This window comes from Prevotella brunnea (assembly GCF_008016795.1).
Classification (GTDB): Bacteria; Bacteroidota; Bacteroidia; order Bacteroidales; family Bacteroidaceae; genus Prevotella; species Prevotella brunnea.
The window spans coordinates 1-11,628 of record NZ_SDIK01000100.1 but is presented as its reverse complement, the minus strand read 5'-3'; the positions used below and the strand labels follow the sequence as shown (position 1 = coordinate 11,628).

Sequence of the window (11,628 nt, the reverse complement as noted above, 5' to 3'; positions counted from 1 at the left end):
CACTTGCTGGTTGACTCTGCGTGATCGGTTCAGGTTTATGCATCGGATATATTTTTTAAGTTTCTTTGCATCTTTATAAAATAATTTTGTATCTTTGCAGCCGTTTTGAAATGATTTAGATAAAACGAACTGCGCAATAAAATAATAGCTATATAAAATTTATGTATTATACACTATTTATCACCGTTTTCCTGACGGCAGTCTTCTTGGTTGTAGCGGCATACGTTACTGCAAAGTTGATAGGTCCTCGTTCGTATAATCCATCAAAGGGCGAACCATACGAGTGCGGTATTCCAACGTATGGACAGTCATGGCTTCCTGTGCATGTGGGCTATTACTTGTTTGCTATCCTTTTTTTGATGTTCGATGTAGAGACCGTCTTCCTTTATCCTTGGGCAGTGGTTGTGAAAACGTACGGTACTTTGGCACTGGCAACCATCGGTTTCTTTATGCTGGTGCTGGTATTTGGCTTGGCTTATGCTTGGCGGAAAGGAGCACTTGAATGGAAATAAGAAAACCAAAGATAAAGGCTATGCCTTATGACGAGTGGAAAGATAATGAGACACTCGAGCAAATGGCAAAAGACCTGAATGAGGGAGGAACAAATCTCATTTTGGGAAATTTGGATCAGTTGATTAATTGGGGACGCAGTAATTCACTTTGGTCGCTGACTTTCGCAACATCGTGTTGTGGTATAGAATTCATGGCAGTGGGTTGCGCGCGTTACGACTTTTCTCGCTTTGGCTTTGAAGTTACTCGTAACTCTCCTCGGCAAGCGGATTTAATTATGTGCGCAGGAACCATTACGCATAAGATGGCGCCGGCTTTGAAACGCCTTTATGATCAGATGGCTGAACCAAAATACGTAATAGCCGTAGGTGGTTGCGCAATCTCAGGTGGTCCGTTTAAGGATAGTTATCATGTGATGCGAGGAATCGATGAAATAATCCCTGTTGATGTATATATCCCAGGATGTCCTCCTCGTCCCGAAGCAATCATCTATGGCATGATGCAGCTACAAAGAAAAGTGAAGATTGAAAAATTCTTTGGAGGTGTGAATAAAAAACAAAATTCCGAAGAACGATTACTTGGTAAAAGTAATTCTGCTATCATCTTTGATGAAAAGTTGGGCATCTCACCGGAAGCGATAAAAGAAAAGCGTGAGGCAGAATGGGCAGAAGCGTTGAAACCCACACCAAAGCCGACACGCCCAACTCCCACTTCAAGTAAAAGTGAAGCAAACGCCGGTAAAAAGAATGACGTCATTGTTGTAAATCAACCCATAACAAAAAATGATGTAGAAAAGTTGAGCAAGGAATTGGATCAACTCAATGCTAAAACGACAGCCAAATCTGGTGATAACAATGCGACAGCAGCTAAATAATAAGGTGCGAGAAAATGAAATTAGAGAATAAAGAATTCGGTTTTGATAGTTTTGCCAAAGAGATGGCACGACTCAGAGATGAACAGCATTTCGACTACCTTGTTACCGTAGTGGGAGAGGACTTCGGCAAAGACGAAGGACTTGGCTGCATCTATATTTTAGAGAATACGCAAACCCATCATCGATGCTCAGTAAAGCAACTTGCGAAACAGATAGGAGATAATTACGTAATTCCTACTGTAAGCAAACTATGGATTGATGCCGATCTCCTTGAGCGTGAGGTTTACGACTTCTTCGGTATAAAGTTTTTGGGACATCCGGATATGCGCCGTCTTTTTTTAAGAAACGATTTCGTAGGCTATCCACTTCGTAAAGACTACGATATGAGTCCCACCAACAATATGTATACCACAGAAGATGACATTGAGTTGGATACCACCTCAGAATGGAATTTGAGTAGGGACGGCAAGCTGGTGGAAACAAAGCACAAACTGTTCACAGAAGACGATTTCGTAATCAATATCGGACCTCAACACCCTTCCACTCATGGCGTGCTTCGATTGCAGACTGTACTAGATGGTGAGAAAGTGAAGAGAATTTACCCACACTTGGGATACATTCACCGAGGTATAGAAAAGATGTGCGAATCATACACTTATCCACAGACATTAGCTCTTACCGACCGTATGAACTATTTATCGGCAATGATGCATCGTCATGCCTTGGTGGGTGTCATTGAAGAGGCAATGGGAATAGAGTTGTCGGAACGCATATTATACATTCGTACTATCATGGACGAGCTACAGCGTATTGACAATCACTTGCTGTACACATCTTGCTGTGCACAAGACCTCGGCGCTCTTACCGCCATGCTTTATGGCATGCGCGATCGCGAACATGTTTTGAATGTGATGGAGGAAACAACGGGTGGGCGTCTTATCCAGAATTATTATCGAATCGGAGGCCTACAAGCGGATATAGATTCAAATTTTGTGCAAAACACAAAGGAACTTTGCAAATATCTTCGTCCGATGATTCAAGAATATCTTGATATCTTTGGAGATAACGTAATTACGCATCAGCGATTTAGAAATATCGGAATCATGAATCAGACTGACTGCATAAACTATGCCGTTACCGGACCGGCAGGTCGTGCCAGCGGTTGGAAAAATGATGTTCGCAAATATCATCCTTATGCGGTCTATGACAAAGTTGATTTTGAGGAAGTCGTAATGGGCAATGGTGATTCCATGGATCGCTACTATTGCCATATAGAAGAGATGTACCAGAGTTTGAATATTATTGAACAGCTTATTGATAATATTCCGGAAGGAGACTATTATATTAAGCAAAAGCCGGTTATCAAAGTTCCGGAAGGACAATGGTATTTCTCCGTAGAAGGAGCCAGTGGTGAATTTGGAGCTTATCTTGATTCACGTGGCGAGAAGAGTGCTTATCGTTTGAAATTCCGCCCAATGGGATTGACATTGGTTGGTGCGATGGACAAGATGTTGCGAGGACTGAAAGTTGCCGATTTGGTGACAGTGGGAGCTGCACTCGACTTCGTAATTCCCGATATCGACCGTTAGAAGTGAGTTAAGATCATAGTAATGAATTAAGAAAAATCATATACATGTTCGATTTTAGTATTATAACGAATTGGTTCGACCATCTACTCAGAATTACTTTGGGGTTGGGCGATTTTTGGACCATTCTTATTGAGTGTGTGGTAGTGGGATTGGCAATTATCATAGGTTATGCACTTCTCGCTATCATCCTCATATTTATGGAACGTAAGGTCTGTGCTTATTTCCAATGTCGCATCGGTCCGATGCGCGTGGGGTGGTGGGGAACCTTACAAGTTTTGGCAGATGTGCTGAAAATGCTTATCAAGGAAATCTTCACGGTGGACAAGGCTGACAAGTTGCTCTATTATTTGGCACCATTCCTTGTTATAGTCGCTTCGGTGGGAACTTTCTCTTTCCTTCCTTGGAATAGAGGAGCGGGAATATTGGACTTCAATGTTGGAGTTTTCCTTGTTACCGCTATTAGTTCAATTGGAGTGCTCGGAATATTTATGGCAGGATGGGCGAGCAACAATAAGTATTCCGTACTTTCGGCCATGCGAGCTGCTGTTCAAATGATTTCCTATGAATTATCATTGAGTATTTGTTTGATTTCTGTAGTTATCCTGACAGGAACAATGCAGATTTCCGGAATAGTGGAGTTTCAAACCGGTCCTTGGAGATGCCTTTTGTTCCAAGGACATATCCCTGCTATTATGGCATTCCTCGTCTTCTTAGTTGCCGGTAATGCAGAAGCTAATCGTGGACCTTTTGACTTGGCGGAAGCTGAGAGCGAATTGACCGCAGGTTATCACACGGAATATAGTGGTATGGGATTCGGGTTTTATTATCTTGCCGAATACCTTAATCTCTTTGTAATTTCGGGATTGGCTGCCACAATGTTCCTTGGTGGATGGGCGCCGATTAATATCGGAGTAGAGAGCTTTGATAACATCATGAACTTAATTCCGGGTATAGTTTGGTTCTTGGGGAAAGCGTTTTTCGTGGTTTTCCTGCTCATGTGGGTGCGTTGGACTTATCCTCGTTTGCGTGTTGACCAAATCTTGAAACTCGAATGGAAGTATCTGATGCCTTTGAGTCTTATTATTCTTATAATAATGACAGTTTGCGTTGCATACGGTTGGATTAATCCTTTCCGTTTCGATTCGGTGTTATAAAGTTGAATCTTAAGAACTTATATTTCTAATGAAAAATAAACAATCATATTTCGGTGAAGTAGGAGCTGCTCTGAATACATTGATTACAGGTCTGAAGACTTCCATGAAGGAGTATTTTACACCTAAATCAACTGAGCAATATCCGGAAAACCGTTTAACAACACTGCACGTTGCCAAGCGTCATCGTGGGCGACTAATCTTTAAACGTGATGAATCCGATAATTACAAGTGCGTTGCCTGCTTGATGTGTGAGAGGGCTTGTCCAAATGGAACTATACGAATAAAGAGTGAGATGCGAACCGATCCTGAAACAGGGAAAAAGAAACGTCATTTGCTGGATTATCAATACGATTTGGGTGATTGCATGTTCTGTCAACTTTGTGTCAATGCTTGCAATTTTGATGCCATTGAATTTACCAACGACTTTGAAAATGCAGTATTTGATCGAACAAAACTCGAACTTCATCTGAACGAAGAGGTTTATAAAGGCGGTTCACTACCAAATATCATTGATGGTGGTGCGGATTGGAAGGTAGGAACGTTTAACACTAAAACCAAATAAAGGAAATAAAGTTATGGCTAAATTAATTATATTTGCGATTTTGGCTGTGGTGATACTCGCTTCTGCGGTATTCTGCGTGTCAACGAAACGTATTATGAGAGCGGCAACCGCATTGTTGTTTGTTCTTTTTGGGGTAGCGGGACTTTACTTCCTGCTTGATTATACTTTCCTTGGCGCAGCCCAAATCAGTATCTATGCCGGTGGTATAACTGTTATGTATGTGTTTGCCATTCAATTGGTCAGCAAGCGAACTTTGCAAGGCTTATCTGAACGATGGTTAGGCAAGAAAACCATATTGGCTGCAGCTATCTCCATACTTGGAATTGGAACTATCTTGTGTGTGTTTTTAAAAAACCAAGCTCTTACAGGGCTTGTTTCTAAGCCGGGTTGCATGAATGGAGAACTCTTGATGGATATTATCGGAAAGAATCTTATGAGCGCAGATAAGTATGGTTATGTGCTTCCATTTGAGTTTATCTCGGTATTCTTGTTGGCTTGTATCATCGGTGGTTTGGTAATCTTGAATATACGTAAAAATGAGGAGGTAGAGGAATGATACCGGTAGAATATTTTTTCATCCTTAGCGGATTATTATTTTTCATCGGAGTTTTTGGTTTCGTAACTCGTCGTAATCTTATTGCGATGCTTATCTCCGTAGAATTAGTATTAAATAGCGTTGATTTAAATTTTGCAGCATTTAATCGGTTTCTTTATCCGGATGGATATGAGGGTTTCTTCTTTACTCTATTCTCCATTGGTGTGAGTGCTGCTGAATCCGCTGTCGCATTAGCTATAATTATTAATGTTTACCGTCATCTACACAGCGATCAGGTGAACAGTATTGAAAATATGAAATTATAAGAAAAGATTATGTTTGATTACGCATTTTTGATACTTCTTCTTCCTTTCCTGAGCGCAATTGTTTTGGGATTGTTCGGGATGAAGATGCCGAAACCGGTAGCAGGTATCATTGGAACATGTGTGTTGGGTGTGCTCTTTGTCATGAGCCTTTATACTGCTTACAACTATTTCTTCTATACTGGTGAATATACCGCTATGGGGGAGACCTACAAAGTTGTGGAAGGTCGATTGGCATCCGGCGTTTACCCCACAGTAACTGTCTTCAATCTTACATGGTTGAAGTTTAGTGAGTTATTAACATTTAACATAGGGCTTCGCTTGAACCCCATCAGTGTGATGATGCTAATTGTTATCACTACTGTGAGCTTTATGGTTCATATCTATTCGTTTGGCTATATGGCGGAACGCGATAAGAACTATAAATTTGAGGGATATGAACACGGATTTCAGCGTTTCTATGCATTTCTGTCGTTGTTCTCCATGTCTATGTTGGGACTTGTTGTATCTACGAACATTTTCCAAATGTATCTCTTTTGGGAGTTGGTGGGGGTTTGCTCTTATTTGCTTATTGGCTTTTATTATCCAAAGCATACGGCTGTTCATGCTAGCAAGAAAGCGTTTATTGTTACTCGCTTTGCCGATCTGTTCTTCCTAATTGGTATATTGTTCTTCAGTTTCTATGTGGGGACATTCAATTTCGATCTCTCTGTTGATGGCAGTCTTACAGATAAATTGGCGGCAGTTGCTTCTGATCCACAAACAGCTTGGGTTGTTCCCACTGCTCTTTTCTTGATGTTTATTGGTGGCGCAGGTAAATCAGCCATGTTTCCACTTCATATTTGGTTGCCGGATGCCATGGAAGGTCCTACTCCTGTTTCGGCATTGATACACGCTGCGACGATGGTTGTTGCCGGTGTGTTCCAAGTTGCTAGTATGTTTCCCATCTATATCAAATTCGGTGGAGTAGAACAGTTACATTGGATCGCCTACATTGCTGCGTTTACTGCATTTTATGCAGCAGCTGTCGCTTGTGCACAGCGAGATATTAAACGAGGCTTGGCATTTTCCACCATTTCTCAGATAGCCTACATGCTTGTAGCACTTGGGGTTTGTTATTCGATGGACAATGAAATAGGTGGGCTTGGTTATATGGCTTCAATGTTCCACTTGTTTACCCATGCCATGTTCAAAGCTCTGCTCTTCCTCTGCTCAGGAGCAATCATCGTAATAATTGGGAGCAACTTCAAGGAGTATATGGGAGGGTTACACAAATATATGCCCATAACCAATATTTGCTTCCTCATTGGTTGTATCGCAATTTCCGGTGTTTGGCCTTTTGCAGGCTTTTTCTCTAAGGACGAGATAGTTTCGGCTTGTTTCCAATTCTCACCGGCTTTGGGTTGGTTCATGACATTAGTTTCAGGAATGACAGCCTTCTATATGTTCCGACTTTATTATGTTATTTTCTGGGGTAAATCTTATTATGAGGAAGATCCTGAAAATCGTAGAAAACCACAAGAGGTTCCATTTGTAATGTGGGGACCTTTGGTATTTCTCTCTATTATATCGATATTCGCCGGTTGGATACCATTTGGTCATTTCGTTACGGCAACCGGACAGACAGCTGAAATTCATTTGCAACATTTCCAGTTCTCCAGTGTCGCTTGGTTCAGTCTTTTGGCCGCTGCGATTGGTATTGCGCTGGCTACATGGATGTATATGCCTAAGAATAACACGGTTGCAGATACACTCGCCAAGAAGATGCCAAGGCTTCACAAGGCAGCTCTCAACAGGTTCTATATTGATAGTGCTTGGCAATTCTTTACTCATCAAATCGTCTTTAAGTGTTTCTCAATTCCAATCGCTTGGTTTGATAGAAGCGTTGTAGATGGCATGTTCAATTTCATGGCATGGGGTACACAAGAAGCCGGTGAGAGTATCCGTCCTTGGCAGAGTGGTGATGTGCGCCATTATGCCGTATGGTTCATAACTGGAACAATAGCTTTAACATTAGTAATACTTTGCTTGATATAAGGAAATGAGTTGGATATTAACAATATTTGTAGTAATCCCGGTACTGATGCTCTTTGGGCTGTGGGTCGCAAAGAATGATAATCAAGTACGTGGTGTGATGGCAACCGGTGCCTCACTATTATTGATTGGAGCAATTTGGCTGACTGTTTATTTTGTTCAGCAACGAAACGCCGGAAATACCGATACAATGTTATTGGCAAATTCGGTGATGTGGTTTGAACCTTTGAACATAGCCTTTGCAGTGGGAGTGGATGGCATTTCCGTTGTGATGATTTTACTTTCCGCTATCATCGTTTTCACTGGAACTTTTGCAAGCTGGCAACTCGAGCCTATGAAAAAAGAATATTTTCTATGGTTCGTATTACTTTCGTCAGGAGTCTTTGGTTTCTTCATATCCACGGATATGTTCACGATGTTTATGTTCTATGAGGTTGCGCTAATCCCTATGTATCTCTTGATTGGGGTGTGGGGAACAGGTGCCAAGGAATATTCTGCAATGAAGCTAACTCTAATGCTTATGGGAGGTTCCGGACTACTTATCTTCGGCATCCTCGGCATCTATTATTTTAGCGGTGGTACAACAATGGATGTAGTTCAATTGGCTGCAATGCATGCAATACCTAAAAATATTCAAAACATTCTTTTTCCATTTGTGTTTATAGGTTTTGGTATTCTTGGTGCTCTTTTCCCATTCCACACATGGTCTCCTGATGGTCATGCGTCTGCCCCGACGGCCGTATCTATGCTGCATGCAGGTGTGTTAATGAAGCTGGGAGGGTATGGTTGTCTCCGCATCGCAATGTTTATGATGCCTGATGCACTTGAGTTGTGGGCACCTATATTCCTCGTGCTGACTACCATTTCTGTTGTTTATGGAGCATTATCTGCTTGTGTTCAGACGGACTTGAAATATATCAATGCTTACTCCTCTGTTTCGCATTGCGGTATGGTACTCTTCGCATTGCTAATGTTAACACAAACGGCGATCACCGGTGCTATCCTTCAGATGCTCTCACATGGTTTGATGACAGCACTTTTCTTTGCTTGTATTGGTATGATATATCATAGAGCAGGGACTCGTGATGTTCGCTATCTCGGTGGTCTTATGAAAGTAATTCCTTTCCTTGCAGTTTCGTATGTGGTTGCTGGTTTGGCAAACCTTGGATTACCCGGTTTCTCCGGCTTCGTGGCTGAAATGACAATTTTCGTTGGTTCCTTTGAGAATGCCGGTATGTTCCATCGCGTATGTACCATTATTGCCTGCACATCCATAGTCGTAACTGCAGTATATATATTAAGAGTTGTGGGTAAGATTTTATATCAGGCAATTCCAAACAAAAAGTTCCTTGAGTTGCATGATGCGACATGGGATGAACGTTTTTCTATTGGCGTTCTAATCTTTTGTGTTGTCGGCTTAGGTCTTTTTCCACTATTCTTTGAGAATATGATAATTAATGCAGTAGGACCAATTTTCGATCACATCGTTGCTTACGTACCTACATTAGGTAATCTTTAATAACTGGCGAAATGAATTATAGTGATTTCTTTAAAATGATACCGGAGGCAAGTCTTGTTGCCATCCTAATAATTCTTTTTGTTGCTGATTTTATCTCTGCAAACAAAGAAGACCGCAAGTGGTTCAATCCGCTGGCTTGTATGTTGATGATTGTGAATACCATTGTTTGTCTTGCACCAATGGATTCTCAAAATGCTTTTGGGGGAATGTATGTAACATCCCCCGCAGTTGATGTAATGAAAGCCATTCTTTCATTGGGGACTTTTATCGTTCTGCTGCAAAGTCGGGCTTGGGCTGTGAAAAGCAAGAAAGAAGGCGAGTTCTATATGCTTATCGTTTCCACCCTTTTGGGAATGAATATGATGATGAGCGCAGGTAACTTCCTGATGTTTTTCCTTGGGCTCGAGATGGCTTCCGTGCCATTGGCATGCGCTATAGCTTTCGACAAGTATCGCAAGAATTCTGCCGAAGCTGCTGCGAAGTTCATCATTACCGCTACTTTTTCAAGTGGGGTGATGCTTTATGGAATTAGTTTTCTTTATGCAGCTTACGGAACATTCTATTTTGATGATGTCGCAACTAAGATGCAGCCCAACCCACTCACGGTGATGGGGTTAGTATTTTTCTTCAGTGGTCTTGGCTTCAAGATTTCCCTCGTTCCATTCCATTTTTGGACCGCAGACACTTATCAAGGCGCGCCAACCACCATTACTGGTTATTTGAGCGTAATCTCAAAAGGTGCCGCAGCTTTCACCTTGCTGAGCATTTTGTTCCATGTCTTTGGAGGGATGATAGAGTATTGGCATGTCATGATGATGATAGTGATAGCCTTGACGATAACTATAGCCAACCTATTTGCCATTCGTCAAAATGAGCTGAAACGATTCATGGCATTCAGTTCTATTTCACAAGCGGGCTATATTATGCTTGCGGCTTTAGGTACGGATTGGAATACATCGGTTGCATCTTTAAGCTATTATGTCTTGATTTATATTGTTGCCAATATGGCCGTATTTACCATTATATCCGTAGTGGAACAGAACAATGGTGGGAAAACAAATATTTCTGATTATAATGGTTTCTATAAAACGAATCCACGCCTGAGTTTCTTGATGACACTCGCAATGTTCTCGCTGGGTGGTATTCCGCCTTTCGCCGGTATGTTCTCCAAGTTCTTTGTATTCATGGCAGGTGTGAAAGGAGCTGATATTACTTCTACGTACGGAGCATGGATTTATGGGATTCTCCTGATTGCGTTACTCAATACGGTTGTTTCTCTTTATTATTATTTGAAGATTGTAAAGGCGATGTACATCACACACTGTGATAATCCCTTGCCAACTTTTAAGAGTGATGGAAATACTAAATTCGCGCTTGCAATATGCACTTCAGGTATCGCTCTTTTTGGTCTCTGTAGTCTCGTTTACGAATGGATTGCAGCGGCAATATAATCAAAATTAAGGAATAGGGTAGGAGATAAGTACAAATATCAACATAGACCCTAATTCCTTCAACATAGAGTACCAATTCGTTCCGGCAAAGTTCATAAAATCCGGCATCCTGCCATATGATTTTAGGAATCTTGCTGCTAACTCCATCTGCTTGTGATAGACGACAAATCCAAACCATTCCTAGTGCAGTAACTTGATTCGGCTATGGGATCGATTGTAGATAACATAGACAACACCATCAGAAGGGTTGAAATTATTGCTGCGTACTAATTGGGACAGATGAAGAGTTCTCAAACACATATCCACAGGAGTGCGACAAACTCGAAAAACATTTGTTTCGTTGAGTACAAACATAAAGTTCTTAGAATAAAGGTAGTAAGTGGAGATGCCACACAAAAGCGACTGATATTGGATGCTTACGGTACTGACATCAGTGTCATCACCGATAAAAGAATTAAAAGCATTCTGAAAAAACAAACAGGAGACCAAGGGAAAAATTAAATTTAACCAATAATGTCCTAAATTTTCTTCATTCATCCATTCAAAGCTTACCTTTTGCTTTCCAAAAGCTAAGCTTTTGCAATGCAAAAGGTCATGAATCGGAGTACAAAAGCTTACCTTTTAAATAGCAACTAATATCACCTTGATTATCAAAAGCTTACAAAGCGTGCCTCGGATGCAGTTTTTGTGATATAATTTCGCTGTATCGGTTGGGAGAATGTTCGCTATCAAGCGTCTGTTTACCATCACCTGAATACGAATTGGAGGTATGAGAAAATTGCTGCTATCCGACATTGGAACAAAATACATCAAATCTCATGATTTGATGCAACCTTGCTGAGGATCAACAAAATCATTCAGGACACTATTGATTGTGAAGAATCTTTCAAATATTATGCGTAATATTGCATTTTTTAGTTGACTCTTTAACGAAAATGGAAAGGCATATTGTTTTTTTACTAAAATGTTTTGATTTTTGTAATTTTTTATTTACTTTTGCCGCATAATAAAGTTTTTTATTATTACTGTCCGCTAAACATCCCACATTTTTTATGAATTAGGGCTGACACTTCTCAC

Annotated in this window: 11 protein-coding genes; all 11 read left to right on the top strand. The window is 41.0% G+C overall.

Features of this window, described 5'->3' with window-relative positions; translation table 11 throughout:
- Positions 1-161 precede the first annotated feature (161 nt).
- The 11 genes from ETF27_RS10745 (at position 162) to ETF27_RS11290 (ending at position 11,052) form a co-directional block, all read left to right on the top strand.
- The gene (locus tag ETF27_RS10745; RefSeq protein WP_147785818.1) at positions 162-512 is read left to right on the top strand and encodes an NADH-quinone oxidoreductase subunit A; all 351 of its coding nucleotides are present in this window, start codon (positions 162-164) and stop codon (positions 510-512) included.
- Positions 503-1,384: an NADH-quinone oxidoreductase subunit B gene (locus ETF27_RS10740; RefSeq protein WP_130829070.1), complete on the top strand. Its 882-nt coding sequence runs from the start codon at positions 503-505 to the stop codon at positions 1,382-1,384. Before ETF27_RS10745 ends, ETF27_RS10740 begins: the two co-directional genes overlap by 10 nt.
- A 14-nt stretch (positions 1,385-1,398) precedes the next feature.
- Positions 1,399-2,973: an NADH-quinone oxidoreductase subunit D-related protein gene (locus tag ETF27_RS10735; protein WP_130829068.1), complete on the top strand. Its 1,575-nt coding sequence runs from the start codon at positions 1,399-1,401 to the stop codon at positions 2,971-2,973.
- Positions 2,974-3,017: 44 nt separating this feature from the next.
- Entirely contained in the window at positions 3,018-4,127 is a 1,110-nt protein-coding gene (gene nuoH / locus ETF27_RS10730; RefSeq protein ID WP_130829066.1) for an NADH-quinone oxidoreductase subunit NuoH, read from the top strand.
- Between the two features lie 28 nt (positions 4,128-4,155).
- Entirely contained in the window at positions 4,156-4,689 is a 534-nt protein-coding gene (locus ETF27_RS10725; RefSeq protein WP_130829064.1) for a 4Fe-4S dicluster domain-containing protein, read from the top strand.
- A 13-nt stretch (positions 4,690-4,702) separates the two neighbouring features.
- The gene (locus ETF27_RS10720; protein WP_130829062.1) at positions 4,703-5,245 is read left to right on the top strand and encodes an NADH-quinone oxidoreductase subunit J family protein; all 543 of its coding nucleotides are present in this window, start codon (positions 4,703-4,705) and stop codon (positions 5,243-5,245) included.
- Positions 5,242-5,550, top strand: a complete 309-nt coding sequence (nuoK, locus tag ETF27_RS10715; RefSeq protein ID WP_130829060.1) for an NADH-quinone oxidoreductase subunit NuoK — start codon at positions 5,242-5,244, stop codon at positions 5,548-5,550. Before ETF27_RS10720 ends, nuoK begins: the two co-directional genes overlap by 4 nt.
- Positions 5,551-5,559: 9 nt before the next feature.
- Entirely contained in the window at positions 5,560-7,584 is a 2,025-nt protein-coding gene (locus tag ETF27_RS10710; protein WP_130829058.1) for an NADH-quinone oxidoreductase subunit 5 family protein, read from the top strand.
- A gap of 4 nt (positions 7,585-7,588) precedes the next feature.
- Positions 7,589-9,100: a complex I subunit 4 family protein gene (locus ETF27_RS10705; protein ID WP_147785817.1), complete on the top strand. Its 1,512-nt coding sequence runs from the start codon at positions 7,589-7,591 to the stop codon at positions 9,098-9,100.
- A gap of 11 nt (positions 9,101-9,111) precedes the next feature.
- Complete coding sequence (locus ETF27_RS10700; RefSeq protein WP_147785816.1) at positions 9,112-10,551, top strand: NADH-quinone oxidoreductase subunit N; 1,440 nt, start codon at positions 9,112-9,114, stop codon at positions 10,549-10,551.
- A gap of 279 nt (positions 10,552-10,830) precedes the next feature.
- The gene (locus ETF27_RS11290) at positions 10,831-11,052 is read left to right on the top strand and encodes a hypothetical protein (RefSeq protein ID WP_162304009.1); all 222 of its coding nucleotides are present in this window, start codon (positions 10,831-10,833) and stop codon (positions 11,050-11,052) included.
- Positions 11,053-11,628: the final 576 nt, after the last annotated feature.

Excerpts from the sequence above, each read along its gene's own strand:
- ETF27_RS10745 (WP_147785818.1), top strand. The coding sequence starts at position 162 with ATGTATTATACACTATTTATCACCGTTTTCCTGACGGCAGTCTTCTTG.
- ETF27_RS10740 (WP_130829070.1), top strand. The coding sequence starts at position 503 with ATGGAAATAAGAAAACCAAAGATAAAGGCTATGCCTTATGACGAGTGG.
- ETF27_RS10735 (WP_130829068.1), top strand. The coding sequence starts at position 1,399 with ATGAAATTAGAGAATAAAGAATTCGGTTTTGATAGTTTTGCCAAAGAG.
- nuoH (WP_130829066.1), top strand. The coding sequence starts at position 3,018 with ATGTTCGATTTTAGTATTATAACGAATTGGTTCGACCATCTACTCAGA.
- ETF27_RS10725 (WP_130829064.1), top strand. The coding sequence starts at position 4,156 with ATGAAAAATAAACAATCATATTTCGGTGAAGTAGGAGCTGCTCTGAAT.
- ETF27_RS10720 (WP_130829062.1), top strand. The coding sequence starts at position 4,703 with ATGGCTAAATTAATTATATTTGCGATTTTGGCTGTGGTGATACTCGCT.
- nuoK (WP_130829060.1), top strand. The coding sequence starts at position 5,242 with ATGATACCGGTAGAATATTTTTTCATCCTTAGCGGATTATTATTTTTC.
- ETF27_RS10710 (WP_130829058.1), top strand. The coding sequence starts at position 5,560 with ATGTTTGATTACGCATTTTTGATACTTCTTCTTCCTTTCCTGAGCGCA.
- ETF27_RS10705 (WP_147785817.1), top strand. The coding sequence starts at position 7,589 with ATGAGTTGGATATTAACAATATTTGTAGTAATCCCGGTACTGATGCTC.
- ETF27_RS10700 (WP_147785816.1), top strand. The coding sequence starts at position 9,112 with ATGAATTATAGTGATTTCTTTAAAATGATACCGGAGGCAAGTCTTGTT.
- ETF27_RS11290 (WP_162304009.1), top strand. The coding sequence starts at position 10,831 with ATGAAGAGTTCTCAAACACATATCCACAGGAGTGCGACAAACTCGAAA.